The organism is Microbacterium sp. TPD7012 (assembly GCF_003075395.1).
Taxonomy (GTDB): domain Bacteria; phylum Actinomycetota; class Actinomycetes; order Actinomycetales; family Microbacteriaceae; genus Microbacterium.
In genome coordinates, this window is record NZ_QDFV01000001.1 from 213595 (window position 1) to 239502 (window position 25908).

The following is a 25908-nucleotide window of genomic DNA, read 5'->3' on the forward strand; positions in this document are numbered from 1 at the left end:
CGCAACCCTAACCTGCCGTCACACCTTCGGTGGAAGCCCGGTCTTCTCTGGCACGGACCGCAGGCGACAGATCCGAGCCCGTGGGATGCCCGCTTGCATCAGGTGAACATGACGCGGTGGGTGGGTCGGTCGGTGTAGGTGCGGCCGAGGGGGCTGTGCCAGGTGATGGTGCCGTCGCGTTCTTGTCGGGCTGTCCACCGGTGTGTGTCGGCGATGTCGGGGTGTTTGAGGGTGTGGTGGGCGCGGCAGAGGTGGGCGAGGTTGTCGAGCCTGGTCTTGCCTCCTCGGGCGTGGTCGTGGGTGTGGTCGATGTCGCACCGGTGTACCGGCATCCGGCAGCCGGGGAATCGGCAGTGCTGGTCCCGGGCGCGCAGGAACCTCCGCATACCCTCGGTCGGGGTGTACGTGTCGGTCTCTCGGACCATCCCGTCGGGGTCGAGGAACAGGCGAGACCACCCGGTGTTGCGTCCGGCGAGGTCGCGGGCGATGTCGGGGTGGAGGGGGCCGTATCCGTCGAGGTCCGCCGGTCGATCATCCGCGCCGGCGAGGGTGGTCCCGGCGATCGTCACCTGGATGCGGCCCTGGATGTTGTCCAGCCCGTCGCCGTGGATGGCGCTGGGGTCGGCGGTGAGCAGCAGATCGGCGAGCAGGTCCGCCTGCACCTGATCCCAGGTGCGCGTGTCCGCGGCGACATCCTCGGCATCCGCGCCTGTGTCCGCGCCTGTGTCTGTGTCGGGGTCGGTGGCGAACGTGTCGTCGCTGACGATCACGCTTCCGTCGTCGCGTGCACTCTCGGCATCGTCGCGGGCATGCGCACGGTTCCGGATCACCTGCCGGGTCATCTGGCGCAGCCGGTCCGCGATCGCGACAGCGACCCACTCCGGCAGCACCGCCGTCAACAACGCCAGCCCGTCGCCGACGGAACGCACCTTGACGCACCGCTCCGAGGCCGCCCGCTGGTGCCGGTCCGTGACCGTCTCCCCGACCAACGCCGCCGCGACCTGCGCCGCATGCGCCTTCGTCCGCGCCGCGGTCTCCTGCTCGGCGAACACCAGCACCGCCGCCTCATACAACGCCATCACGCCGGCATCCACCCGCTTGTTCCGGATCGCCTCCGCCACGATCGCACTCTCCCGCACGATCTCCCGCACATGCCCCGCAGCCACCCGGCCCGCGGCGAACGCCGCCCGCACCTCCGGCAACGCCGTCGACACCACCAGGGCATCCGTGAACGCGAACTCCACAGACCCGGTCGGGATCCGAGCGGCAGCGGAGAACTCCGCGACCATCGACCGATAGATCGCATCCCGATGGAACCCGTTCCCCGCGACATCCGCCTCATGGAACCCGATCTGCTCGACCATCACCTCCAGCGCCTCGCACTCCAGCACCGCGATCTGCCGCTTCTTCTCCACCCACGCCTCCAGCACGCGACGCCGCTTATCGAGGTCGAGGTGAAGATCCGTCTGCCGCTGTGCCATACCCACAGATTAGAACATATGTACTAATATGGCGGCATACAACCGCCCGCGGGAGGCCGTCTCAGCTCCGCGGCAGCACTGTCGCCGCGACTACCGCATTGCCGATGATGGCGGCCATCGTGCGGGTGACCGCCGAAGAGGCTGCTGCGGCGCCCCAGTCGCCGCGTTCCAGTTCCTTGCCCCGCGTGTAGACGTCGCCGCTCCACGGGATCTCGCGGTGAAACTGCGGAAGCGTGCCGCTCGCGGAGAGCAGCGCGATGCTCGCCGCCGTGCGGGCGTCGGGCGCCTCCCCGTCGACGAGCGCCGCACGCACGCGCCCCATCAGAGCGTCCCGCCGGCCACTTCCCAGCGTGAGCTTCGTCGTCGGGAAGATGCCGAGAGTCTTCCCCTCCTCTCGGTTCAGGTCGCCTCGTGCGACGAGCCGATCAAGGACGGGGCCACGCAATTCCGGCCCGATCGCCGCGAGCGCCGTCTGCACGCCGCGCGGCTTCGGAGCCAGGAACGACCACGCGGGCTCGAGCAGCGCGTCCGGCAGGGCTCCCGCTCCTGTCGCCTGCACCCGCGTCGAGAGGGCTCGCTTCTCCGTCTCGACGCGCCCGGCGAGTGCGAGGTCGCCGAGCACGGCACCACCCAGCACGTAGAAGAGGATGTTCTCGCCCGCGATCGATCCGGAATCCGGCTGGAAGAGCAGCAGCAGCGTGTCTTCGACGAGCAGTGGATCCGGGGAGATCCGTTCGGCATCCCCGGCGGCTGCGCCCGGTGCGGCCGCCGCCTGGGGCTCGAGGTCATCGGTCATGGTGCTCTCCTTCGTGATTCGCGTCGCCCAGGGCGCTCGCGTCGCCCAGGGCGCCGGCGTCGTCCGGGGCGGATGCCGGCTCGGCATCCGCTGCTCTCTTCTCGGTCGCCAGGATGCTGGCGCGCGCCAGGACGTGGAGCTGAGCCTCGTTGTACAGCTCTCTCACCGTGGCGATGAAGGTCTCCTGCGTCACCCGCATGCCCTTCGACAGGTGCTCGGCGGGCTGCATCAGCCAGGGGTAGTCCGCGATGTGCTGGGCGAGCTGCGGAGCCATGGCCACGGCGATGCGCTCGCGAGTGGCCTCGTCGGCATTGGGCGGGAGTGTGTCGAACTCATCGTTCAGATCGTCGGGCTCATCCTGCACCATCCTCTTCACATCGGACATGGCGGACTCGTCGTACAACTGCGAATAGACCAGCATGAGCGACCGATTGGGTCCGGAGAGCTTCCCTGCGACATCCTCGAATCCCGGCGGAACGTCGATCCCGGTCGTGCCCTCGAGGATGGCCCGGATCTCGGCACGCGCCCGCTGCAGACGTTCGATGCTGGCGGCGAGGTCGGCGTCGATCGCGAGGAGGGCCTGACCGGAGTTCCCGCCGCTCTCGAATCCGACGGCCTCGATCTGCGCCAGCGGCACGCCGAGTTCACGGAGCCGACGGATCTGCAGCAGGCGCACGAGGTGCCGGGCGCTGTACTGCTTGTATCCGTTGGACAGGCGTTCCGGCTCGTCGAGCAGACCTGTGCGGTGGTAGTGCCGCACGCTGTTGACGGTCGTCCCGGCGAGGTCCGCCAGTTCGCTCGTGCTCCAAGCCATCGGGGTCACGTCCTCTCTTCGGGTCCATTCAAGACCCTGTTCCCGGAACAGGGTCAAGTACCGCAGTGACGATCACGCAGGGACTTGACCCTGTTCTGAGAACACGGTCTTCACTTCGTGAGGGAAACGGATGCCGATCCGCGGCATCCGTCATCGAGAGAGAAGAGACATGGACAACCCGTACCCCTGGCTGCAGGACTTCATCAACCAGGTCCCGGACATCCTCCAGCCGCTGATGGTCGCGGTCGTCGCCATGATCCCCTACATCGAGGGGGAGGGCGCAGCGGCGTTCGGCATCATCGCCGGCATCAACCCGATCGTCGCGGCGGTCGCCGCTGCTGCCGGGAACATCCTCTGCGTGATCGGAGTGGTCCTGCTCGGCTCTCGCATCCGCGGCGGCGTCGTCGCGCGTCGCCAGGCGCGGGTGGGATCCCCGGGCGGGGCCGGTGTGACGTCGTCGGGTCTCGGCGAGACGGATGCCGCGACAGCAGCGACCGCGACCGTCGTCGCCGACAACGAGGGCGCCGAGAACGAGAGAGCCGGCGATGCGAAGCCGACCCACGCCTCCAAGGGGCGGGACAAGCTGCGCCGCTGGCTGGTGCGCTTCGGCGTCCCCGGGGCGAGCATCATCGCGCCCCTCGCCCTACCGACGATGCTGACCGCCGCCTTCTTCGTCGCCTCGGGCGTGCGCAAGGAGTGGGTCACCCTGTGGCAGGTCGTCGCGATCGTGCTGTGGACCGGGGCCGTGGCTGCGGCCGCGACCGGACTCCTCGCCCTCCTGGGCTGGTGATCGGCCTCAGGGCCGGACGCGGACCGTGCGTCCCTCGAACGTCACCAGATCACCGTCGTGGAGCTGTCGGCCGCGGCGGCGATCGACCTCGCCGTTGACCGTCACGTAGCCGTCGATCACGACCTCCTTGGCGTCTCCGCCGGAGTCGAGCAGACCCGAGAACTTCAGGAACTGGCCGAGACGGATCATCTCGCCGCCGATGGAGACGTCGTCGATCGGGCCGTTGTTCGTCATCCTTGAATGCTAGCCGCCGGGTCGGTCATCAGGCGTCCAGGAAGCGACGGATGGCGGATGCGGTCTGCGCGGGCTCCTGCAGCATCGGCAGATGGCCCGTCGGGAGGTCTTCCCTCCCCTCCGCGCCGAGGCGATCGGCGAAGCGCCGCTGCATCGCCGCGGGCAGCTCGCGATCGTGCGTGGTCGTCAGGTACCCGGTCCGCCCGGTCCAGGCGTGGCCGCGCGTCCTGTCGAGGTAGAGTCGTCGCGGTTCCGGGGTGAACTCGGCGACGACCCGGTCGACCTCCGTCTCTTCGAGTCCGTGACCGAGACCGCGACGGATCGCGGACTCCGGCGGCCGGGTCCCGCCGAGTCGGAGCGCCACCGGCAGGATCCACCGGTTCGGCGCCGGCATCGCGGAGACGAAGGACTCCCCGGCGCGCGGGATCACGGCCGACACGGCCAGCAGGCCGTCGACCCGCTCCGGGGCGAGCCGGAGGATCTCGCTGGCGATCACCCCGCCGATCGAGTGGGCGACGATCGTGAAGCTGCGGCCGTCGACGGACGCGATCGCCGCTTCCGCGTGGTCGCTCAGCGACGACGCGCCTGCGGTCGGGCGCGGCGCGACGACCGACGCGACGGCGAGGTCATCACGCACGCCGTCCCAGATCCGGGGGCTGAGCCCCGCGCCGCTGAGGAACAGGATGGTCTCCGATGAAGTGATCATTCTCCGATCCTTCCTCGCCTGAATGTCACTCCTATGTCACTATTTATCCGTGAATCGCACCGATCGGCTCTACGCCATCCGCGAGGAGCTGCGGCGCGCCGGTCAGGCCGGTCGCACGGCCGAGCGCCTGGCGGCGACCTTCGCGGTGAGCACGCGCACGATCAAGCGCGACATCTCGACGCTGCAGCACTCCGGCTTTCCCGCCTGGGCGCGACCGGGGCCGGGTGGCGGCTACGTCGTCGACGCCGAGGCGACCCTCCCGCCGGTCAACTTCACCGAGGCGGAAGTCGCCGGCCTCGCCGCCGCCGCGGCGGTCCATCGGGAGCAGCCGTTCGCCGAGCACCTGCGCGGCGCGCTGAACAAGGTGCTGGGCGTGATGGACAGCGGGGCCCGCGACCGCGCGACCTCTCTCACCGATCGGATCTGGATCGACACGAGCGACGCTCCCGCGACCCCGAAGGTGCAGCGCGCTCTCGAGCACGCCCTGAACGAGATGCGGGTCGTGACCGTCGACTACGTCGACCACCAGGGGGCGGCCACGACACGGAAGGTCGACCCGATCCTCCTCGCGTTCACCCGCGGGCACTGGTACTTCGTCGGCCACTGCCGCCTGGCCGACGGCATCCGCTGGTTCCGCACCGATCGTGTCGTCGGTGCGCGACTGACGAAGGAGCGGGCCGCTGCCATCCCGGTGGAGGCGATCGGCGCCCCGCCGTCGTCCGCCGCGCCGCTCGCCGACCGCTAGGCGTCTTCGATCCCCGTCAGGATCGCGCGAGATCGGCGTTGACCGCGGACACCGAGTACTCGCGCTCGACCACCATCGCCGCGAGACCCACCACCGTCGCCTTCTCGCCGAGCGTCGACTGGCTGATGCTGAGGTGCCGGGTCGCCCGGGGGAGCGAACGGGGGTAGAGCGTCTCGCGCACGCCCGCCAGCAGGGGCGGGGAGGCGAGCATCCCGCCGAGCACGACCTCGGAGGGGTTGAGGAGGGACACGACCGTGGCCACGACCTCGCCGATCAGGCGGCCGGCCTCCTGCGTGAGGTTGGCGGCATCCGAATCTCCGTCGGCGAGGTAGGCGCCGACGTCGGATGCCGATGCGGCGGGCTTTCCGAGGGCGGTGAGGGAGCGGGCCACGGCGCGACCGGATGCCGCGGCGGCGAGGCATCCGCGTGCTCCGCACTGGCACAGCAGGTCGCCGTGCCCGGCGATCTTGACGTGCCCGATGTCGCCTGCGCCTCCGTCGGCGCCGCGATACACGCGTCCGCCGAGCACGATCCCCGTGCCGATACCGGACGACACCTTGAGGAAGCACAGCGACCGCGAGTTCGGATGCGCGGCCCGCTGCTCGCCGAGGGCGGCGGCATCCGCATCGTTCGACACCAGGACGGGGACGCCGAGCGCGCGGTTCAGATGGTCGGGGATCGGGTAGGCGTCCCACCCCGGCATGATCGGCGGCTGGCTGGGCCGGTCGGTGTCGGGATCCACGGGGCCGGGGATGCTGAGCGCGATGGCCGCGACGTCGTCGCGCGCGATCCCGGCGCGCGCGAGAAGGTGGGCAGCCCGGTCGGCGATGGCGTTGAGCGTCAGGTCGGGACCGTCGGCGACCGCGACCTCGACGCGCTCCTCGACCGTGATCCGGCCGGCCAGGTCGGTGAGGGCGACGGTGGTGTGGGTGGTGTCGACGCTCGCGGCGATCACGTGGGCGTGCGCCGTGTTGAACTCGAGGCGGCGCGACGGCCGGCCGGCCGAGACCCTCTCGGTGCCGGACTCGATGATCAGGCCGGCGTCCAGCAGGGCGTCGATGCGGGTCGCGACCGTCATCCGCGAGAGGCCGGTCACCTCGAGGACGTCGCCGCGCGTGAAGGCGCGACGCTCGCGGATCAGCTCGAGCACATCGCCGGGACCGGACATCTCCACCTCCATGGGGGTCGTTCTCAGCATAATGCTTGACAGCTATGCGACTTATGTCTAGCTTTTAGTCTTAATGGTCGTGACATTCCGACCGAGCCCCGAAGAGACCTGCAGGACCTCAGCGCAAGGAGGCGCATAGTGAAGACCCGTGCGACAGCAGTAGCAATGGCCGTGGTCGGCCTGACCGCGCTCGCCCTCACCGGATGCACCAGCTCCGGCGACGAGGGAGGCGGCGACGGAGGCGACGGCATCACCTTCTGGCTGCAGGAGGACCTTCCCGACCGCGTCGCCGCGACGCAGGAGATCGTCGACGCGTTCACCGAGAAGACCGGCATCGACGTCGAGCTCGTCTCGGTCGCCGAGGATCAGTTCGCCCAGCTCCTGACGTCGTCGGCCGCCGCCGGCGACCTCCCCGACGTGATCGGCGGCATCTCGCTTCCGCAGGTGCGCACGCTGTCGGCCAACGAGTTCGTCGACACGGACGCCGTGGCTGCGACCATCGACGCCCTCGACCCGTCCACGTTCTCGGAGAACGCCCTGACGCTGACCTCCGACGGTGACACGGCCCTCGCCGTGCCGAGCGAGTCGTGGACGCAGATGCTCTTCTACCGCACCGACCTCTTCGAGGCGGCAGGCCTCGAGGCCCCCGACTCCTACGAGTCGATCCTCGCCGCGGCCGAGAAGCTCGACTCGCCGGAGGTCGCCGGATTCGTGGGTGCCACGGCGCCGGGCGACGCCTTCACGGAGCAGACCTTCGAGCAGATCGCGCTCGGCAACGGCTGCGAGCTCGTGAACAAGGACGGCGACGTGGAGCTCGACTCCGACGCGTGCGTCAGCGCCTTCGAGTTCTACGGCGACCTGACCGAGAACTACTCCGTGCCCGGTGCGCAGGACGTCGACACCACCCGCGCGACCTACTTCGCGGGCGGAGCGGCCATGTTCATCTGGTCGAGCTTCGTCCTCGACGAGATGGCCGGGCTCCGGGAAGACGCCAAGCCGTCGTGCCCCGAGTGCGTGGCCGACCCCGCCTTCCTGGCGCAGAACACCGGCGTGGTGACCTCGATCGCCGGTCCCGACGGCGACGCACCGGCGCAGTTCGGCGAGATCACCTCGTGGACCATCACCGAGGGCGCGAACGCCGAGGCCTCGCAGTCGTTCATCGAGTACATGATGGGCGACGGCTATGAGCCGTGGATCGCGATCGCTCCCGAGGGCAAGGTGCCGGTGCGCACCGGCACCCCGGACGAGCCGACGAAGTTCTCCGACCTGTGGGGCACGCTTCCCGCCGGAGTCGACACCAAGGCGCCGCTGTCGGACTTCTACACGCCCGAGGTGCTCGAGGCTGTGGCCGCCGGTCCGCAGGATCTCGCACGCTGGGGCATCACGCAGGGTCAGGGCAGCCTGCTCGGCGCCCTCCAGGGAGAGCTCCCCGTCTCGACCGCCGTCAGCGATGTCGCGCAGGGCGGAGACCCGGCCGAGGCCGCAGCGACGGCCGCCGAGGCGGTGCGCTCGATCGGCGAGTCGCTCAAGTGACCACTCTCGAGAACGGATCCGGGACCGAGGCCGCGCGCCTCGGTCCCGGGACCACGAAGCCGCGCCGGCGCTCGCGGCACAACCGCGAGGAGAACCGCGCCGGCCTTCTGCTCATCTCGCCGACGTTCATCATCATCCTCGTCGCCGTGGTGCTGCCGATCATCTGGGCGATCTCGCTGGCGTTCCAGGACGTGCGGCTCATCAACATCCGCGGCACCGGCATCATCGGCGAGTACACGCTCGACAACTTCATCGACGTGCTCACCTCGCCCGGCTTCTTCAGCGCCCTCTGGACGACCATCGTCTACTCCGTGTGCGGCACCGGGCTCGCGATCGGCATCGGCCTCATCGCCGCGGTCGCCCTCCGCAAGCCGTTCCGGGGCCGCGGTCTCGTGCGCGCCTCGCTGCTGCTGCCCTACGTCGCCCCGGTCGTCGCCGCCACCTTCGTGTGGTCGACCATGCTCAACCCGCAGTTCGGCATCGTGAACTGGTTCGGCCAGAACGTGCTCGGCTGGGAGGACCCGGTCGCCTTCCTCTCCGACCGCTCCCTGCCGGTCAGCATCTTCGGGTGGCAGGTGGAGCTGCCGATCGCGCTCATCACCGTCATCCTCTTCGAGGCCTGGCGCTCCTTCCCCTTCGCGTTCCTCTTCCTCACGGCCCGTCTCGAGGCCGTGCCCGGCGTGCTCGATGAGGCCGCGCGCGTCGACGGCGCGACGCCCACCCAGCGCTTCCGCCACATCCTCCTGCCGCAGCTGCTGCCCACGATCGCCGTGCTCTGCGTGCTGCGCTTCATCTGGACGTTCAACAACTTCGACGACATCTACCTGCTCACGGGCGGCGGAGCCGGCACCGAGGTCGTCTCGGTGCGGGTGTTCGACCTGCTCACCGCGCGGGGCGACATCGGTGCAGCCGCCGCGCAGGCGCTCGTGCTGGCCGCGATCCTCGCCGTGCTCGTCGGCATCTACCTGAAGTTCTTCGGCAAGCAGGAGGAGCAGGCATGAGCGCGTCCACCACGACCCGCGCCCCGCGCCGCGGCCTGACCCGCGACAGCTTCGAGAACGGCCTGTTCCGTGTGCTCCGCCCGATCGTGATCGTGCTCCTGGTGCTCGCCGCGGTCGTGCCGTTCTACTACATGGTGCTGCTGAGCTTCCGGTCGCTCGACTCGCTGCTGCAGAACCCCGGGGCGCTGTGGATCACGATCGAGGAGCTCGACTTCTCGACGTATCTCGACGTGCTCGCCCCCGTGGATGCCGGTGGGCAGGGCTTCATCGTCTTCATGCGCAACTCGCTGCTCGTCGCGCTGGCGACCGTCGTGCTCACGCTGCTGGTCTCGATCCCGGGTTCGTATGCGGTCAGCCGGCTCGCGTTCTTCGGACGCCGTCAGGTGTCGGGACTCTTCCTCGCGGTGTACTTCTTCCCGGCGATCCTGCTCGCGGTGCCGCTCTTCGTGTTCTTCACGCAGATCGGGCTGCGCGGCTCGTTGGTCGGCCTGCTCATCGTGTACGTCTCGCAGGTCGCTGCCGTGTCGATCTACACGCTCCGCAACTACTTCGCGACGATCCCGGTCTCGCTGGAGGAGGCGGCGGCGCTCGACGGGGCCAGCAGGTTCCAGATCATGCGCAAGGTCAGCATCCCGCTCGCGATGCCCGCCATCGTGTCGAACGGCCTGTTCATCTTCATGATCGCGTGGAACGAGTTCCTGTTCGCGCTGCTGTTCCTCGTCGAGAAGCGCGACTCGTGGACGGTGTCGCTCGGTCTGTCCCAGCTCGCCGGCAGCATCGAGGTCCCCACCACGGTGCTGATGGCCGGGTCCGTCATCCTCACCCTGCCCATCATCCTGCTCTTCTTCGCATCGGAGCGGCTCCTCGTCGGGGGCCTCACCGCCGGTGCGGAGAAGGGCTGAATCACCCGTCGATCCTGGAAGGAAGGCACAGCCCGTGCCCCATGTCGTGCAGTTCTCCGCCGTCCGCGAGGTCGAGCTGGTCGAGATCGAGGCCCAGCCTCTGACACCCGGATCGGTCCGGATCGCCACCTGGTACTCCGGCATCTCGGCAGGGACCGAGCTGACCGCGTATCGCGGGACCAATCCGTACCTCACGTCGACGTGGGATGCCGAGCGGCGGCTGTTCGTGCCTGGCGAGCCGAGCTTCGGCTACCCGGTCAGCGGCTGGGGCTACTCCGAGGTCGGTCAGGTCGTCGAGGTCGCGGATGACGTGACCGACGTGCACGTCGGCGACGTGGTCCACGGCATCTGGGGTCACCGCAGCGACGCCGTCGTCCCGGCCGCGGCGGTCGCCGGGCGCATCGTGCCCGACGGCGTCGACCCGGTGCTCGGCACCTTCGCCCGCGTCGGCGCCATCGCGCTCAACGGCGTCCTCGCCGCCGACGTGCGGCTGGGCGAGCAGGTCGCGGTCTTCGGACAGGGGGTCATCGGACTCCTCGCCACCCGGCTCGCGTCGCTCTCGGGCGGCCGGGTGATCGCCGTCGACACGGTGGCCGCCCGCCTCGCCATGGCGACGACCTTCGGGGCCGTCCACGCGGTGGATGCGCTGCGGGAAGGCGGCGCGGGGGAGAGGATCCGCGAGCTCACCGGCGGGGGCGCCGACAGTGCCATCGAGCTCTCCGGCACCGACCGCGCGCTGCACGAGGCCGTGCGTTCCGTCGTGACCGAGGGGCTGGTCGCGGCATCCGGCTTCTATCAGGGCGGGGCGTCGAACCTGCGCCTCGGCGAGGAGTTCCACCACAACCGCGTGCGCATCGTCGCGAGCCAGATCTCCGGCGTGCCGGTCTCGCTCGGGGGCCGCTGGAATCAGGGGCGGCTGGTGCGCACGGTCATGGGCCTCGTTTTCGCCGGCGACGTCGACGCGGGCGCGCTCGTGTCGGATGTCGTGCCGGCGGAGGATGTCGCCGGCGTGTTCGCGCGCCTGGATGCCGGTGACCCCGAGATCCTGCAGGCCGTGCTGCGGTTCGAGGCGGCACCGGAGCAGGTGCAGTGAGCTCCGAGATCCCCGACGACGCCGTCCCCTCGTACCGCCCGTCGTTTCCGGACCGCCGTCTCGGCGTCGGGCTCGTCGGCGCCGGGGCCATCGCGCGCTCCGCGCACCTGCCCGCCTATCGGGCCTGGGATGTGCCGGTGGTCGCCGTGACCTCTCGCACCCGGGCCGACGCCGAGGCGCTCGCCGCCGATTTCGGCATCGAGACCGTGCACGACTCGCTCGACACCCTGCTCGCCGATCCCCGCGTCGAGGTGGTCGACCTCGCGACGGGGCCGACGGGACGCCTCGAGCTCATCGCGGCGGCCGTCGCCGCAGGCAAGCATGTGCTCGCGCAGAAGCCCCTGGTCAGCGACCCATCCGAACTGCCGCGGCTCGCCGAGGTGCTCGACGAGGCCCGAGCGAAGGGCATCCGCGTCGCCGTCAACCAGAACGCGCGCTGGGCACCGGCCTGGCGACTCGCGACGCTGCTGATCCGCGAAGGGCGCATCGGCGATGTCGTCGGCGTCACCCACCTGCATGACAAGCCGCTGCCGCCGCTCGCGGGCACTCCGTTCGACGACGTGCCGCACATGCTGCTGAACGACTACCTCGTGCACTGGATCGACATCACCCGCTGCTGGCTCGAAGGCACGTCGGTCGTGGCCGTCGCGGCATCCGATCATCGCGTTCCCGCGCAGCCCGATGAGGCGCGCAACCCGTGGGGAGCGGACCTGCGCGTCGACGTCTCGTCCGGCGCGAGCGCGTCGATCCGCATCGTCGGGAGCGCCGTGGCGTCAGCCGGGGGATGCCCGTTCTGGATCCACGGGACGGAGGGCACCCTGCGCGGCAGCGTGCTGCTCGGCTCCGACCGGCTCGCGCTCGACCGGGATGGTCAGAGCCGCGAGTTCGCACTGGAAGGGCAGTGGTTCACCGACGGCTTCGCCGGGGCGATGGGCGAGCTGCAGACCGCCGTCGCCGAGGGACGCGAGCCGGAGAACTCCGCCGCGCACGTCACCGCCACCGTCAGGACGACGATCGCCGCCGTCGAATCCGCGCAGGCCGGTGGGATGCCGGTGCACCCGGCCGAGCTCGAACTGACGACAGCCCTTGAAGGGAAGGCAGCAGCGTGACCGTCATCGATGAGATCCCGGTCGGGCCGGACGCCCGTGTGTACGCGGAGGGCTGGCAGAGCTGGAGCCCGACGACCTGGTCCGCTCGCGGGGAGGAGATCCACCGGCCGGCGGAGCCGTGGCAGCATGCCATGCGCTTCCGTCCTGGCACGCCCGTCGCCGACGACGCGTTGCAGGGGGAGGGCCTGCTGGTCGTCGACCCCGGTGACGGGCGTGAGGCGCGTGTGTTCGGCACCCTCGACGCGAGCCGCGAGGTGCCGACGATCCGCGCGACATGGCGGGAGGATCGGGTCGTCGTGGAGACGGATGCCGACCCCGGGTCCCTGAGCCTGTCGGACCCTGGGTCCCTGAGCTTGTCGAACCCTGGGTCCCTGAGCCTGTCGAAGGGCGCCGCCGCGCTCGCCGCCTTCGGAGACCGCTTCGGCGCAGCAGCCGGCGCCCGCTTCGGGTGGGCCGCGCCGCGCGTGTGGTGCACCTGGTACCAGTACTTCGAAGAGGTGCACGCGTCCGACGTCATCGAGAACGTGCGCGCGATCGACGCCGCGGGGCTCGACGTCGACGTGGTGCAGATCGACGACGGATGGAGCCTGGGAACCGGCGAGTGGACGGCGCCGAACCCGCGCTTCGGCTCGCTGCCCGCCGCGGTCGGCGCCATCCTCGACAGCGGCCGTCGCGCGGGCATCTGGGTGGCTCCCTTCTCGGTCGGCGCGACCTCGTCGGTCGCGCGCGAGCATGCGGACTGGGTGCTCGGCGACGCCGGACGCAACTGGGGCGACGACATGCGAGGACTCGACCTCACACACCCCGGCGTGCGCGATTACCTGACCCGCGTCTTCTCCGACATCCGCGATCTGGGCATCGACTACGTGAAGCTCGACTTCCTCTACTCCGGAGCGCTGCCCGGCAGCCGCCACGACGCGGATGCCACACCCATCTCGGCCTACCGCTCGGGTCTCGAGCTGATCCGCGAGGTGCTCGGCGACGACGCGTTCCTGCTCGGATGCGGCGCGCCGATCCTGCCCAGCGTCGGTCTCGTCGACGCGATGCGGGTCGCCGGCGACACGTTCCACGAGGGCGGCGAGGACGGCTCGCAGGGCCTGCGCGGACAGATGTCGGTCGAGGCGCGGGCCTGGCAGCACGGGCGGTTCTGGACCAACGACCCCGACTGCCTGGTCGCCCGGCCCGAGTTCGCGCTGCGCGAGGAGTGGGCTGACGTGGTGCTCGCCGCCCCCGGCATCCGTGGCTTCTCGGATCGCATCGACGGTCTCGACGCGCGCGGGATGGAACTCGTCCGTCAGCTTCTGAAGGAGACATCGGCATGACCACGGAGAACGGTCTGCAGGACCGCCTCGCCCCGCTCGTCGCGCAGCTCTACCCGGATGCCGCGGCCGAGGTGCTCGCCGCGCTCCTCGACCTGGCGGAGACCTGGCGCGCCCGCCTGGCCTCCCCGCGACAGGACGCGGATCATGTCGGACCGGATGAGCGCACCGCCTATCTCATCACCTATGGCGACTCGTTCCGCCGGCCGGGGGAGACGCCGCTGCACACGCTCGCCGGAGTGCTGCGCGACCACATCGGCGACGTCATCAGCGACGTGCATCTGCTGCCGATCTATCCGTGGACCTCGGACGACGGATTCGGCGTCGTCGACCACCGCCAGGTGAATCCGGCGCTCGGCACCTGGGACGACATCGCGGACCTCCGCGACGAGTACGCGCTCGCGCTGGACTTCGTCGCCAACCACATCTCCAGCTCGTCGCCGTGGTTCCAGTCCTGGCTCGCGCGGGACGAGCGGTACGACGGATACTTCCTCGATCCCTTCCCCGAGAACGGGCCCGGATTCGACGTCTCGCACGTCGTCCGGCCGCGCGTCACTCCGCTCGTGCACGAGTACGCGCGTCCCGACGGCACCATGGCGCGGGCGTGGACCACTTTCGGACCCGACCAGATCGACATCGACCCGAGCACGCCCGCCGTGCTCCTCGACCTCACCGACATCCTGCTCGGCTACCTCGCGCGCGGCGCCACCACGGTGCGCCTCGACGCGATCGGCTACCTGTGGAAGCAGTCCGGCACCACCTGCATCCATCTGCCGCAGACGCACGACATCATCCGGATCTGGCGGATCCTCGTCGACGAGCTCGCGCCGGGCACCCTCCTCCTCACCGAGACGAACGTGCCGCACGCCGACAACATCACCTACTTCGGCGACGGCAGCGACGAAGCGCACATGGTCTACCAGTTCGCGCTGCCGCCCCTCGTGCTGCATGCGTTCGTGACGGGCCGGGCGACCGCGCTGTCGGAGTGGGCGAGCGGCGTGGGACCCGTCAGCGACACCGCCACCTGGTTCAACTTCCTCGCGAGCCACGACGGCATCGGCCTGCGCCCCACCGAGGGGCTGCTGACGGATGCCGATCGCGCACTGCTCGTCGAGCGGACGCTCGCCCGCGGCGGACGGGTGTCGATGGCCAAGCGCCCCGACGGCAGCGAGGGGGTGTACGAGCTCAACACGAACTTCCTCGAGGCGCTGGTCGACCCGGCGGACCCGGATCCGGATGCCTCGGCCGTGCGGCGCGGGCTCGCGGCCCACGCCATCCTGCTGTCCCTCGTCGGCGTCCCGGCCATCTATCACCACTCGCTGCTCGGGTCGCAGCAGGACCACCAGGGAGTGCAGGACAGCGACATCGCGCGGCGCATCAACCGCGAGGTGCTCGACGCCGACACCCTGCACGCCGAGCTGCAGGTGCCGGGGCGTCGATCCGGCATGCTGAATGGCGTCCGCGCGATGCTCGCGGTCAGACGGGGGACAGCGGCGTTCTCGCCGTTCGCCGCGCAGGAGATCGCGTTCCTCGACGACCGTGTGCTCGTGGTCCGTCGCGCGGCGGGAACCGATGATGAGGTCGTCGCGGTCGTGAACGTGAGCGACGAGGCGGTGTCGCTGGAGTCGCTGAGCGGCACGGACCTGCTGAGCGGGGTTCATCACGACGGACTCGTGCTGGCGCCGTTCGGCTACGTCTGGCTGGCCGCTCTGCCATCATCGAATCGAGACACCGGCGACCGCCTCTGACGGGGAGGCGACGACCGCTCGGGACCTCAGGGAGGGCATCATGGCCGGGCAGACATCAGTCGAGCAGTCATCGGCATGGAAGCGGTTCTGGAGCAGGGGCGGATTCTGGCGTGCGCTCCTGCTCGCCGCGGTCTACCTCGGCGTCTATGAGCTGATCGGCTTCCTGCTCGGGCTCGCCGTCCCCGAGGGGAGCGGTCTCCGCGCCGAGAAGGGGAGCGCCGGGGACGTGTTCTTCTCCACGGCGCTGCCCATCATCCTCACCAGCATCCTGCTCTTCGCGTTCGCGGCATCCGTCGGCTGGCTGAAGGAGCTGTTCGCGCGTCAGACTCTCGGCGGCCGCCGGTGGATGTGGATCGCCCTGATCGTCGTGCTCGTCATCAACGTCGGTGCGTTCCTCACCATCGACTACGCGAAGGCGGGGATCACCCTGGTCGGCACCTGGCTGCTGGCCGGGCTCTTCGTCGGCCTGGTCGAGGAGCTCGTCACGCGCGGGTTCGTGATCAACCTCATGCGCAAGGGGGGCCACCGTGAGATCGCCGTCGCCCTCGCCTCGGCGGGCATCTTCGCCGCCCTGCACTTCACGAACCTCTTCACGTCGGACCAGGGGCTCGGCACGACTCTCCTGCAGATCGTCTACACGTTCGGATTCGGCATCTGCATGTACCTGATCCTGCGGGTGACGCGCACGCTGATCGCGCCGATGCTCGTGCATGCGAGCACCGATCCGTCGATCTTCCTCTTCGGCGCGTTCCCCACCAGCGGCAACCCGCTCGTCCTCCTGCCCGCGCTGAGCACGTACATCGTCATCGTCACGGGCTTCATCCTGCTGATCGTGTTCCTCGTCAGCGAGCGCCGCCGTCGACGGGCAGAGGTCGCGGCTTCGGCGAGCTGATCGACTCTCGCCACCGAACGCGATCAGGAGCGGGCGATATCTGGGATGACCGACGATGCCGAGTGCTCGGCGACAAGGACGTGCTGCCGGGCGTCCGCCACGACGGACTCTCCCTCGGTCCGATCCGCCGAGTCGGCGTCGCGATCCGGCACGGCGAGCGGCAGCGCTGCACGACGGCGCAGATACTGCGCCTGGGCCCAGTCGATGGGCGTGCTCACGGCAGCACCACGCCCTTGCCGCCCACGACGTTCGCCTCCAGATCGCGGTGCGCCTGTGCGATGTCGTCCATGGCGTACGTCCTGCCGACGGGGATCCGCGCCTCGCCCGCGGCGACCGCGTCCAGGAACTCCTGCAGCACTCGCGGCGGCAGGTCGGCGGCTTCGCCGGAGTACGAGGTGAGCCGCAGGCCGTTCGGCAGCCAGTCCATGGGGTAGAAGTCGGGGATGGTCCACTGGTCCGACAGCATCCCGGTGAAGCAGACGACGCCGCCCAAGCGGACGCTGCGCAGTGTGTCCCGCATCACGTTCACCCCGACGAGCTCCACGGCTCCGTCGACGCCGTCCGGGATGATGTCACGGACTCGTTCCGAGATGTCTCCGTCGTCGATCAGCACGTGGTCGACGCCGACGCTCTCCAGCAGCGGGCGGCGGCTTTCGCTGCGGGTCGTCGAGAGGACCTGCATCCCGCGCTGCTTCGCCAGGACCGCCAGCGCCAGGCCGACCGATGACGTGCCACCCCTGATCAGGAGACTGTCGCCGTCGCCCGCTCGCACGCCGATCGCCAGGGAGCCGTACGCGGTCTGGAGCATCTCGGGCACCGCGCCCACGACCTCCCACGGGAGCTCGCTCCGGAACGGGATGACCTGCGCTGCGGGCACCCGCACGAACTCGGCGTATCCGCCGTCGAACTCGCGACCCATGCCGCCCATCATGGTCATCACCTGCTGGCCCGGCAGGAACTGCCCTCCCGGAGCCTCCTCCACGACGCCGGTCGCCTCGATACCGGGGATCCGCGGAAAACTGCCGCTGTAGGCCAGGCCGTTTCGGAAGTGCAGCTCCGAGCGGTTGAGGCCGAAGGCCTTCACGCGGATGAGGACCTGATCGTTCGAGGCTCGCGGCCTCGGCACTGTGCGCACGGCAAGCACCTCGGGGCCTCCGGGAGCCTCCACCACGACGGCGCGCATCGACTCGTTCATCGGATCGCCTCCGCGGTGACGACCGGCGCGCCGGAGAGCGATCGGTCGAGTCGGGCGAGGAGCGACGTGACCTCGGTGAGATCCTGCCCCGCGAGGTGGTCGGCGAGAGCATCCGCCATCGCCTGTGTGCCACGAGTCAGAACGGTCTCCCCGGCGGCGGTCAGCGCGATCAGAGAGGAACGCCGATCGGTGGGATGCGGATGTCGCACCGCCAGCCCCTCGCGTTCCAGGCGATCGACGAGCTTGCTCGCCGCGCCCACGGTGATCCGCAGCTCGTCCCGGAGCTCCTGCACGCGGCCGGCCGGAGCGAATCGATCGACGACCCGCAGGGCTGAGAGGGTCGCGAGGCCGGGTGCTCCGGCGTGCCGCACGGCGTCATCGAGGTGGTTCCACAGGTTGGTCTCGTACCGGACGAGGGCGTCGAAGAAGTCCATGAAGGATGCAACGTGCGAGCCGCGTATATATTCCCAGGAATTGAATTCCTCAGAATCGGTCGTTGATCGGGCCGTGTTCGCCGCGACACGGTTGCTCGCGACCGATGACCGGGAGAGGCGGTGGGCGGGGAGTGGAGAGCCCCGCCCACCGGCCGCCCGATGAGGGGAGGGCGGCGCTTTCGCTTCCGCCCCGGGACCCCTCCCGAGACGGCTGCTCTTCCAGTGGACCAGAACCGCCTCCACGTTTCTCCGGGAAGGTGTGAAACGTGGAGGCGGAGGACGCCGCGGGGTCGGTCGTCAGTCGTCGGTGTCGGTGCCGACGACCGCGAACTCGGCGGTGAAGTCGATGTCGATCGAGCGGTTGTCCGTCGTGAGGACGGAGGCGTCGTAGGGGCTCACGTCGTCGCCGTCGACATCGAGGTCGGTGATCAACCCGTCGGCTTCGGCCAGCGCCGCGGAGACCAGCGAGCGGATCGCCTCGTCGTCGAGCACCAGCGTCGGGCCGGTGTCATCGCCGTCGGCGGCCTCGGTCGAGACGACGGTGGCCGCGAGCTTCTCGTCGACGCGGACCTCGGTCTCGTCGCCCGCCGCGGTGGTCAGCTGCACCTCCCACGCGCCGTCGCGCTTCGCGTCGATCGAGGTGACCTCGCCGTCGGCCGCTCCGCGCGCGGCATCCGCGATCTCGATGAGCTCGTCGGCCGAATCCGTGCCGATCCCGGTGACGGGACCCTGGGCGGACGACGTCGATCCGCCGTCGTCATCGCGGTCGTCTGCGTCGTGGCGAGGGCCGTCCGATACCGAGGTCCGGTCGTCGTCGTCGCCGATCTCGTCGCCGATCGCGGCGCCGACGGCGACGCCGCCTCCCACGAGCACCACGGCTGCCGCGATCCCGCCGCCGATCAGAAGGGCTCGGGTGCGTCGGGGCTTGGTCCCGACCGCAGCGGACGCGGCGGGCGGAGCCACCGGGTGCTGACCGGCGGCCGGAGCCTGAGGTGCGGCATCCGTCGTCGGGGTGACGGGCACGGTGGGCTGGTCGTCGCCGTGGCGGGGAGTCTGGTCGGGGGTGGGTGTCTTGTCGTCCATGTGACGATGCTCCCGCGCCGGCACTGAAGCCTTCCTGAAGCGTCCTGAAGACCTCTTCAGGAACCCGTCAGGAGCTCAGGGGAAGGGTGACGACGAACCGGGCGCCGCCCCAGCGGGAGTCGTCGACGACGACGGTCCCGCCTTCGGCCGCCGCGATGCCGCGCGCGATCGCGAGGCCGAGGCCGCTGCCACCGGCGTCGCGGCTGCGGGCCTCGTCGAGGCGGACGAAGCGCTCGAAGATGCGCTCGCGCTCCTCGACCGGCACGCCGTCGCCGTCGTCCTCGATCGTCACGAACACGTGGCGGTCCGCCGGCGTCACCCCGATCGCGAGGCGGCCGCGCGCGTGCCGGGCGCCGTTGTCCGCCAGGTTGCGCAGGAGCTGGCCGAGCAGACGCGGGTCACCGGAGACGCGGGCGGCCTGGATGCCGGAGCCGTCGACCTCCTGCCCCGCCGCGCGCAGCCGGCGCACCTCGCCGAGGGCCAGGTCGTCGAGATCGACCGGCTCGTCGTGCGGGGTGACGCCCTCGTCGAGGCGCGCGAGGAGCAGCAGCGACTCCACGATCCCCTGCAGCCGGACCCCCTCCTCGGACACGACCTCGGCCAGCTCGCCGATGCTCGTCACGCCCGGGTGCGCCTGCGCCAGCTCGGCATGCTGTCGGATCGTCGCGAGCGGGGAGCGCAGCTCGTGCGACGCGTCGGACACGAATCTCCGCTGCGCCGTCGCCGCGGCATCCAGCCGATCGAGCATGCCGTTCATGGTCGTCGCGAGCGCGGCGACCTCGTCGGCCGAGTCAGGCACCGCCACGCGCCGGTGGAGTCGCTCGGCCGTGATGCCTTCGACCTCCTGACGGATGCGCGTCACGGGTCGGAGCGCGCGACCGGTCACGAACCACGTGGTGCCCGCGACGAGCAGGAGCACGAGAGGCACCGCCACGGCCAGCAGCGTCGCGACCGTCGCCAAAGTCTCGGCGTCGTCCTCGACCGACACCGCGAGGACGATCGTCTGGTCGTCGTCGATGTCATCCGAGACGATGAGCATCGGCTCGCCGTCGACGGTCATCGTCTGCGCGTCGTCGGCGACCGGGAGGGGCGTCGACCCCAGTGCCTCACGGGCATCCTCGCTGGCCGCTCGCACGGCGCCGTCCGCTCCGAGGATCTGCACGAACTCGTCGTCGAGGGTGTCGATGCCGGCGCCGTCGGACGCGCCCTCGCGATCGCCGAGCTGCTCGGCGCGCTGCTGGGCCGCCTGCTCGGTGCTGCCGCGCACACTGCTGCTCAGCACGGCGTAGAACGAGACGGCTCCGATGACGAGGGCCACCGCGACGATCAGGGTGGCGCCGAGCGTCGTGCGGCCGCGCACAGAACGCCACCAGCGACCGGCCACCGAACGGTCAGCCACCGTCGGCCGCCAAACGGTATCCGGCACCGCGGATCGTCTCGATCGCCTCGCGCCCGAACGGCTTGTCGAGCTTGCGGCGCAGGTGACCGACGTACACCTCGACGATGTTCGGGTCGCCGTCGAAGTCGTCATCCCAGACGCCGTCGATCAGGGCCCGCTTGGTCACGACCTGGCCGCGGTGACGCATCAGGTACTCGAGCACCGAGAACTCTCGGGCGGTCAGGGTCACCGGCGTCTCGCCCCGCCAGACGCGGTGGGCGGCGGGGTCGAGGCGCAGGTCGCCGGCCTCCAGGATCGCCGGTCGGGCGACCGCGCCGCGACGGACGAGTGCCCGGATGCGTGCGACGAGGATCGCGAACGAGAACGGCTTGGTGACGTAGTCGTCGGCACCGGTCTCGAGCGCCTCGACCTGATCCCATTCGCCGTCCTTCGCGGTCAGCATGAGAACCGGCGTCCAGTTCTCCTCGGCGCGCAGCGCCTCGCACACCTTCCAGCCGCTCATCCCCGGCATCATCAGGTCGAGCACGATCGCGTCGTACCGGGTCTCGCGCGCCCGCCAGAGTCCGTCGACCCCGTTGTGCGCGACGTCGACGGCGAAGCCCTCGGCCTCGAGCCCGCGCCGCACGCCGTCGGCCAGGCGCACCTCGTCGTCGACCACCAGGATCCGCATTCCTCCAGTGTGGCGGTCCTACGCTGAATCGGGGCTGAAGCCGGGGCGGGGCGGTCTCACCGCGGGCACGACTTCGGAGATGCGGCCGTGACACGCCGCTCGGACGTCGCCGTGCTCGGGGTGTCGTCCGCGGACTCCGAAGTCGTGCACGCCTGCGGATCGGGAGCGGTGGGTCACGGCCGGCCGAGGTGCTCCTGGATCTCGCGGATGACAGCGCCGAGCACCCCGGAGGCGAGCAGGCCGGGGCCGAGCGGGCCCGCCGTGTCCTCACCGAGGAGCGGCAGCCGGCGGAGTGCATCCGCCGCGTCGGGGGAGAGGCGATCGAGCTGCCAGGCCACCTCCCGGCCGCGCACCCCGGGGCTCTCGGGGTGCGCCAGTTCGACGGCCTTCGCCGCATAGGCCGCCGCCCCGAGCGCGTGGGCGCCCATGTGCGCGACCCCGGCGGCCTGGGCGGCGGCGCGCGCGGCGGCGACTCCCGCCGGCGTGCGCGCACTCGCCGCCGCACGCCCCGCGACGAAGCGGCGGCGGATCTCACCCGCGGCGTCGAGCTCGCCCCGGGCGTACGCCCGGGCTCGGGCGATGGCGTCGGCGGCGCGGTCGTCTTCCGGAGCCTCCGCCGCGAACAGCGGCAGCACGTGCTCCGCGCAGTCGGCGGCCCAGGCGGCGACGATCCGCCGCTCGGCGTCGCTCAGCGACTGGGGAGAGGCTGTTCCGGCCATGTCGCCCTCACCGCGCCCGACGAGCCGTGCGCGACCGGGCAGCCTCGTGGGCGTCGCGGAGCAGGGCGAGCACGGCATCCGCTGTGTTCTCCGCCGGGTCGATCACGCAGACCCAGCCGGCGGTGCCGTAGAGCGGATGCCGCTGGAACACATCGGCGTCGGTGGCGTGTGCCTCCGTCACGACGAGGGCGTCGGCGCGCTCCCGCCCGACATGGATGTTCACGCGGAACCGGCCGGGGGTGCCGAGATCGGACGACGTGTCGTCGGGGTAGTCCTTCGTGATGATGGTCCCGTAGGGCTGCGTGCGTTCCGGCATCCGGCCGTCGGGGGCGTGGTAGAAGTACGCGTCGCCCCACGAGAGCTCGGGGAAGTCGCTTCCGATCTCGGGGGCGACGACCAGTGCGCCGTCGAACCCGCGGACGTTCTCGATGATCTGCTGCATCTCCATGCTTCAATGATGAGCTTGAAGTGCTTATGTGGACTTCGACGCCAGCAGGCAGGAGGATGCCGTGACCAACTCTCAAGTGGCTTCCCTCACGACGGCGCAGGTCGGGCGGATGCTCGGCTATTCGACGCAGCAGGTGCGCGACCTCGAGCGGCTCGGGGTGATCCCATCCGCCGCCCGCGGAGCCAACGGGTACCGCCACTATCAGGAGAAGCACCTCGTGGCGCTCCGGGCCTATCGGGCGCTCGCCGCAGCCATCGGCCCGGTGCCGGCGCGGCAGCTGATGCCGGTGCTGATCGGCGGCACCGTGGAAGGCGCGGCCGCGCAGATCGACGACCTCCACGCGGCGCTGGCCGGTGAGCGCTCCCGCGTCCGCGAGGCGCTCCGCGGTCTGGACGTCGCCGTGCAGGATTCCACCGAGGTCTTCGGCGACGAGGATGCGATGACGATCGGCGAGCTCGCGCAGGCCCTCGACGTGCGCACCTCGGCCCTGCGCCACTGGGAGCGCGAGGGGATCCTCCATCCGCTGCGCACCGGTTCGTCGGGCTCCCGCTCCTACGGGTCGAGGGCGATCACGGAGGCCCGGGTCATCGCGGCGCTTCGCGCCGGCGGCTACGGCATCCCGCCGATCGCCCGCATCCTCGACCAGCTGCGCGGTCAGGCGCTGACCGCCGACGCGCAGCGGATCCTCACCGACCGGCTCGTCGAGCTCACCCGCCGGAGCGTCGCCCTCCTCGCGGCCGCCGGCGCGCTGCACGACCTTCTCGACGCCGCCGCCGCGGGAGGGCTCCGACCTCAGGGAGCCACGGGGTAGTGGCTGGTGATCGCGATGCGGTTCCAGCTGTTGATCACGACCGTCAGCCAGGTCACCGCGGCGATCTGCTTCTCGGTCAGGATGCCGTCGACGTCGATGCCGCGATCATGACGTCGACCGTGATCGCCGATCAGCGTCACCCGCTCGGCGATCTGCAGCGCCGCCTGCTCCTCGGGGGAGAAGTACTGCGACTCCCACCAGCCCGCGAGCACCGCGAGGCGATCGGCCGTCTCGCCGTGCTTCACGGCATCAGCCGAATGCATCCGCAGGCAGAACGCACAGCCGTTGAGCTGCGAGGCGCGCACCTTGACCAGTTCGACGAGCAGCGGCGACAGCCCGGCATCCGCTCCCGCCTCGGCGGCCTTCGCGGCGAACTCCAGCATCGCCTGGTACGGAGCCGAGTAGATCTTGCCGATGTTCACATGGGACACGTGGTCTCTCCTTCTTCCGGGCGCGTCTGCGCCCCACCAGGATCGACGACGCAGCCCCGGGAGATGTGAGGCGCTTCGCGCGCTCCGGCATCCGTAGGCTGTACTCATGACCAAGAACATCTGGACCATCCTCGGCGTGATCCTGGCCGTCGTGATCGCCTGGTGGCTGGTGAGCGCCCTCTTCTCCGTGCTGTGGTTCATCGCCAAGCTGGCGATCGTCGCGGTGGTCGCCGTCGTGGTGTTCGTCGTGATCCGGAGCGTCTTCAGCCGCGCCGACGACTGAGTCGCCCGCGCCGTCGATCCGCCGTGACCATGACGGCCGCGATGACCACGGCGAGAACGTAGAACCAGGTCGCGAACTGGAAGACGGCGGCGTATGCGCCGGCGTCCGCCTGCGCACCCGCGCTCGTCGTCGCGTTCGCTGCCGCAGCGGTGAAGACGACGGTCAGCAGCGCCAGGCCGATGGTTCCGCCGAGCTGGTGCGCCGTGTTGACGAGACCGGATGCCGCGCCGTTGTCCTCCGGTGCGACGCGCGTCATGCCGAACTCGGTCAGCAGGATGATCGCGATCCCCTGCCCGACGCCGAGGAGGAGGAGCGGTGGCAGGATGCCGCTGAAGAACGGCGTGTCCGTGTCGATCGCGCTCAGCCACAGCATCCCGCCACCGGCCACCGCGAGCGAGACCAGGAGGAGGAGCGGCTTGCCGATCCGCGCGCTCAGCGGGCGCACGAGGTACACCATCGCGAAGAACATCAGTGTGAGCGGGACGTAGGAGAGTCCGGCGACCACGGCGCTGAAGCCCTGCACGTTCTGCAGGTACTGGCTCAGGAAGTAGAACGTCGAGAACATCGCGCCGACGATGAGGATCCGCACGAGGTAGGCGCCGGATCGGGTGACGTCGCGGAACAGCCCCAGCGGCGTGATCGGCTGGATCGCCCGGCGCTCGATGAGGACGAAGGCGACGAGGAGGGCGAATGCCGCACCGAGGGTGGCGATCGTGACGGGGGCCGTCCAGCCGGACTCCGCGGCGCTGACGAGACCGAAGACGAGTGCGGTCATGCCCGAGGTCACCGTGAGGGCGCCCGGCACGTCGACGCGGCCGGCGGCCCGCGGCGTCTCGGGCAGGAAGCGGGGGGCGAGCAGCAGCACCGCGATGCCGATCGGCACGTTGATGAGCATCCCCCAGCGCCACGACAGCAGATCGGTGAAGAGTCCGCCGACGATGATGCCGGCGCTGCCGCCGGCGCCGATGACCGCGCTGTAGATGCTGATGGCGCGCGTCCGCTCCTCCGGCTGCGGGAAGGACTGCACCAGGAGGGCGAGCGTGGCCGGGATGGCGAACGCGGAGGCGATGCCCTGGAGCACACGAGCGAGGATGAGGACATCGGCCGAAGGCGCGAGGCCCGCCATGAGGGAAGCGGCGGTGAACAGGCCGACGCCCGCAGCGAAGACCCGCCGCCGCCCGAGCAGGTCGCCCGTGCGCGCCCCGAGCAGCAGCAGGCCGCCGAAGGCGAGTGCGTAGCTGTTCTGCACCCAGGAAAGGGAGGTGTCGGTGAATCCGAGTTCGCGCTGCACGTGGGGGAGCGCCGTGGTCACGATCGAGGTGTCGAGCACCATCATGAGCTGGCAGCCCATGATGACGGCGAGGACGACGGTCCTGCGCCAGGCGGGAGGGGTGCCGACGGGGACGTCGACGGATGCGGTGGACATGGAGAACTCCTAAGTAACTGACTGGTTCGTTACATAGCATCGCTCGTGTTATCGGCTTTGTCAACTAACTGGTTACTTGTTAGAATGGGGATCATGGTCAGGGACGCAGAGGCGACGAAGAAGCGCATCCTGGATGCCGCGGAGGAGGAGTTCGCCCGCTACGGCATCGCCGGCGCGCGTGTCGACCGCATCGCTGAGAACGCGCAGGCGAACAAGGCCATGCTCTACCGCTACTTCGACAGCAAGGACGGCCTGTTCGACGAGGTGTTCTCGCAGCGGGTGGTCGCGGTCGGAGACGCCACCGCGTTCGATGCGGAGGATCTCCCCGGATACGCCGCTCGCTCCTTCGACCTGTACGAGCAGAACCCGAACACGCTCCGTCTGACGAACTGGCACATTCTCGAGCGCGGAGACGCGGCGCTCGATGTGCTGACGAAGGCGCACGCCGAGAAGCTCGCGCAGATCGAGCGCGCGCAGAGGTCAGGCCATCTGCCGACGGATCGCTCGCCGATCGAGCTGCTCACGGCGGTGCGTGCTCTCGCGATGGCGTGGCACACCCTCACGCCGGAGATGAATCGCGTGCCCCTTCCGGACGCCGCGCGCCGGCGCGAGGTCGTGGTCGAGAACGTCCGGGCGCTGCTCGCCTGATCGCCGCGAGGCTCACACTGATCCCCGGTG

At 70.3% G+C, this 25908-nt stretch carries 29 protein-coding genes; 13 read left to right on the plus strand and 16 right to left on the minus strand.

The annotated features are described in order from the left end of the window. Positions 1 to 98: 98 nt before the first annotated feature. The 3 genes from DC434_RS01050 to DC434_RS01060 form a co-directional block, all read right to left on the minus strand. The gene (locus DC434_RS01050) at positions 99 to 1481 is read right to left on the minus strand and encodes an HNH endonuclease signature motif containing protein (RefSeq protein WP_116633423.1); all 1383 of its coding nucleotides are present in this window, start codon (positions 1479 to 1481) and stop codon (positions 99 to 101) included. A gap of 61 nt (positions 1482 to 1542) precedes the next feature. Continuing rightward, complete coding sequence (locus tag DC434_RS01055; protein ID WP_116633424.1) at positions 1543 to 2277, minus strand: GPP34 family phosphoprotein; 735 nt, start codon at positions 2275 to 2277, stop codon at positions 1543 to 1545. Further along, entirely contained in the window at positions 2267 to 3091 is an 825-nt protein-coding gene (locus DC434_RS01060) for a MerR family transcriptional regulator (protein WP_116633425.1), read from the minus strand. Before DC434_RS01060 ends, DC434_RS01055 begins: the two co-directional genes overlap by 11 nt. Positions 3092 to 3260: 169 nt before the next feature. Between DC434_RS01060 and DC434_RS01065 the strand changes: the two genes are divergently transcribed. Continuing rightward, positions 3261 to 3881: a small multidrug efflux protein gene (locus DC434_RS01065; RefSeq protein ID WP_116633426.1), complete on the plus strand. Its 621-nt coding sequence runs from the start codon at positions 3261 to 3263 to the stop codon at positions 3879 to 3881. Between the two features lie 6 nt (positions 3882 to 3887). Here DC434_RS01065 and DC434_RS01070 read toward each other — a convergent pair whose 3' ends face one another. Continuing rightward, positions 3888 to 4115 (minus strand): RNA-binding S4 domain-containing protein, encoded by a 228-nt coding sequence (locus DC434_RS01070; RefSeq protein WP_116633427.1) that lies wholly within the window; start codon positions 4113 to 4115, stop codon positions 3888 to 3890. A gap of 28 nt (positions 4116 to 4143) precedes the next feature. Beyond that, positions 4144 to 4821 carry an alpha/beta hydrolase gene (locus tag DC434_RS01075; RefSeq protein ID WP_116633428.1) on the minus strand — a complete coding sequence of 226 codons (678 nt, stop codon included), beginning with the start codon at positions 4819 to 4821 and terminating at the stop codon, positions 4144 to 4146. Between the two features lie 49 nt (positions 4822 to 4870). On the opposite strand from DC434_RS01075, the gene DC434_RS01080 reads away from it, so the two are divergent. Continuing rightward, positions 4871 to 5566 carry a WYL domain-containing protein gene (locus DC434_RS01080; protein ID WP_116633429.1) on the plus strand — a complete coding sequence of 232 codons (696 nt, stop codon included), beginning with the start codon at positions 4871 to 4873 and terminating at the stop codon, positions 5564 to 5566. A 16-nt stretch (positions 5567 to 5582) separates the two neighbouring features. Here the strand turns inward: DC434_RS01080 and DC434_RS01085 are convergent, their stop codons facing one another. Then, the gene (locus DC434_RS01085; protein ID WP_116633981.1) at positions 5583 to 6734 is read right to left on the minus strand and encodes an ROK family protein; all 1152 of its coding nucleotides are present in this window, start codon (positions 6732 to 6734) and stop codon (positions 5583 to 5585) included. Between the two features lie 165 nt (positions 6735 to 6899). Here DC434_RS01085 and DC434_RS01090 point away from each other — a divergent pair, with 165 nt between their 5' ends. Genes DC434_RS01090 through DC434_RS01125 form a run of 8 tightly spaced genes read left to right on the plus strand, consistent with a single transcriptional unit; the run spans position 6900 to position 16331 of the window. Then, the gene (locus DC434_RS01090) at positions 6900 to 8267 is read left to right on the plus strand and encodes an extracellular solute-binding protein (RefSeq protein WP_116633430.1); all 1368 of its coding nucleotides are present in this window, start codon (positions 6900 to 6902) and stop codon (positions 8265 to 8267) included. Beyond that, on the plus strand, positions 8264 to 9268 hold the full coding sequence (locus tag DC434_RS01095; protein ID WP_116633431.1) for a sugar ABC transporter permease: 1005 nt from the start codon (positions 8264 to 8266) through the stop codon (positions 9266 to 9268). Before DC434_RS01090 ends, DC434_RS01095 begins: the two co-directional genes overlap by 4 nt. Then, complete coding sequence (locus tag DC434_RS01100) at positions 9265 to 10170, plus strand: carbohydrate ABC transporter permease (RefSeq protein WP_116633432.1); 906 nt, start codon at positions 9265 to 9267, stop codon at positions 10168 to 10170. The genes DC434_RS01095 and DC434_RS01100 overlap by 4 nt, the downstream gene beginning before the upstream one ends. Positions 10171 to 10204: 34 nt before the next feature. Next, positions 10205 to 11263, plus strand: coding sequence for a zinc-binding alcohol dehydrogenase (locus DC434_RS01105; protein ID WP_116633433.1), 1059 nt, complete (start codon positions 10205 to 10207; stop codon positions 11261 to 11263). Further along, the gene (locus DC434_RS01110; protein ID WP_116633434.1) at positions 11260 to 12372 is read left to right on the plus strand and encodes a Gfo/Idh/MocA family oxidoreductase; all 1113 of its coding nucleotides are present in this window, start codon (positions 11260 to 11262) and stop codon (positions 12370 to 12372) included. Before DC434_RS01105 ends, DC434_RS01110 begins: the two co-directional genes overlap by 4 nt. After that, positions 12369 to 13694: a glycoside hydrolase family 36 protein gene (locus DC434_RS01115; RefSeq protein ID WP_116633435.1), complete on the plus strand. Its 1326-nt coding sequence runs from the start codon at positions 12369 to 12371 to the stop codon at positions 13692 to 13694. The genes DC434_RS01110 and DC434_RS01115 overlap by 4 nt, the downstream gene beginning before the upstream one ends. After that, positions 13691 to 15439 (plus strand): sugar phosphorylase, encoded by a 1749-nt coding sequence (locus tag DC434_RS01120; protein ID WP_116633436.1) that lies wholly within the window; start codon positions 13691 to 13693, stop codon positions 15437 to 15439. The genes DC434_RS01115 and DC434_RS01120 overlap by 4 nt, the downstream gene beginning before the upstream one ends. Before the next feature lie 40 nt (positions 15440 to 15479). Continuing rightward, entirely contained in the window at positions 15480 to 16331 is an 852-nt protein-coding gene (locus DC434_RS01125; RefSeq protein ID WP_116633437.1) for a CPBP family intramembrane glutamic endopeptidase, read from the plus strand. A gap of 23 nt (positions 16332 to 16354) precedes the next feature. Here the strand turns inward: DC434_RS01125 and DC434_RS01130 are convergent, their stop codons facing one another. The 8 genes from DC434_RS01130 to DC434_RS01165 form a co-directional block, all read right to left on the minus strand. Beyond that, positions 16355 to 16549 (minus strand): hypothetical protein, encoded by a 195-nt coding sequence (locus tag DC434_RS01130; protein WP_116633438.1) that lies wholly within the window; start codon positions 16547 to 16549, stop codon positions 16355 to 16357. Beyond that, complete coding sequence (locus DC434_RS01135; protein ID WP_116633439.1) at positions 16546 to 17526, minus strand: zinc-binding dehydrogenase; 981 nt, start codon at positions 17524 to 17526, stop codon at positions 16546 to 16548. Before DC434_RS01135 ends, DC434_RS01130 begins: the two co-directional genes overlap by 4 nt. Beyond that, on the minus strand, positions 17523 to 17960 hold the full coding sequence (locus DC434_RS01140; protein WP_116633440.1) for a MarR family winged helix-turn-helix transcriptional regulator: 438 nt from the start codon (positions 17958 to 17960) through the stop codon (positions 17523 to 17525). The genes DC434_RS01135 and DC434_RS01140 overlap by 4 nt, the downstream gene beginning before the upstream one ends. A gap of 297 nt (positions 17961 to 18257) precedes the next feature. Beyond that, positions 18258 to 19043: a hypothetical protein gene (locus DC434_RS01145; protein WP_243408744.1), complete on the minus strand. Its 786-nt coding sequence runs from the start codon at positions 19041 to 19043 to the stop codon at positions 18258 to 18260. 67 nt (positions 19044 to 19110) lie between these two features. Then, positions 19111 to 20442 carry a HAMP domain-containing sensor histidine kinase gene (locus DC434_RS01150; RefSeq protein WP_243408745.1) on the minus strand — a complete coding sequence of 444 codons (1332 nt, stop codon included), beginning with the start codon at positions 20440 to 20442 and terminating at the stop codon, positions 19111 to 19113. Then, positions 20435 to 21112 (minus strand): response regulator transcription factor, encoded by a 678-nt coding sequence (locus DC434_RS01155; protein ID WP_116633441.1) that lies wholly within the window; start codon positions 21110 to 21112, stop codon positions 20435 to 20437. Before DC434_RS01155 ends, DC434_RS01150 begins: the two co-directional genes overlap by 8 nt. A gap of 173 nt (positions 21113 to 21285) precedes the next feature. Continuing rightward, entirely contained in the window at positions 21286 to 21831 is a 546-nt protein-coding gene (locus DC434_RS01160) for a putative immunity protein (RefSeq protein WP_116633442.1), read from the minus strand. A gap of 7 nt (positions 21832 to 21838) precedes the next feature. After that, positions 21839 to 22279, minus strand: a complete 441-nt coding sequence (locus DC434_RS01165) for a DUF6194 family protein (RefSeq protein ID WP_116633443.1) — start codon at positions 22277 to 22279, stop codon at positions 21839 to 21841. Positions 22280 to 22340: 61 nt separating this feature from the next. On the opposite strand from DC434_RS01165, the gene DC434_RS01170 reads away from it, so the two are divergent. Next, positions 22341 to 23090, plus strand: a complete 750-nt coding sequence (locus DC434_RS01170; protein ID WP_243408746.1) for a MerR family transcriptional regulator — start codon at positions 22341 to 22343, stop codon at positions 23088 to 23090. Here the strand turns inward: DC434_RS01170 and DC434_RS01175 are convergent. Continuing rightward, a complete protein-coding gene (locus DC434_RS01175; protein WP_116633444.1) occupies positions 23072 to 23521 on the minus strand; it encodes a carboxymuconolactone decarboxylase family protein in 450 nt (149 codons plus the stop codon). The two genes, DC434_RS01170 and DC434_RS01175, sit on opposite strands and share 19 nt — an antisense overlap. Positions 23522 to 23627: 106 nt before the next feature. Here DC434_RS01175 and DC434_RS20040 point away from each other — a divergent pair, with 106 nt between their 5' ends. Further along, positions 23628 to 23804 carry a hypothetical protein gene (locus DC434_RS20040; RefSeq protein ID WP_165807961.1) on the plus strand — a complete coding sequence of 59 codons (177 nt, stop codon included), beginning with the start codon at positions 23628 to 23630 and terminating at the stop codon, positions 23802 to 23804. Here DC434_RS20040 and DC434_RS01180 read toward each other — a convergent pair. After that, positions 23785 to 25230: an MFS transporter gene (locus DC434_RS01180; RefSeq protein WP_116633445.1), complete on the minus strand. Its 1446-nt coding sequence runs from the start codon at positions 25228 to 25230 to the stop codon at positions 23785 to 23787. The genes DC434_RS20040 and DC434_RS01180 overlap by 20 nt on opposite strands. 93 nt (positions 25231 to 25323) lie before the next feature. Here DC434_RS01180 and DC434_RS01185 point away from each other — a divergent pair, with 93 nt between their 5' ends. Beyond that, positions 25324 to 25878, plus strand: a complete 555-nt coding sequence (locus tag DC434_RS01185) for a TetR family transcriptional regulator (RefSeq protein WP_116633446.1) — start codon at positions 25324 to 25326, stop codon at positions 25876 to 25878. The last annotated feature ends 30 nt before the right edge of the window (positions 25879 to 25908 follow it).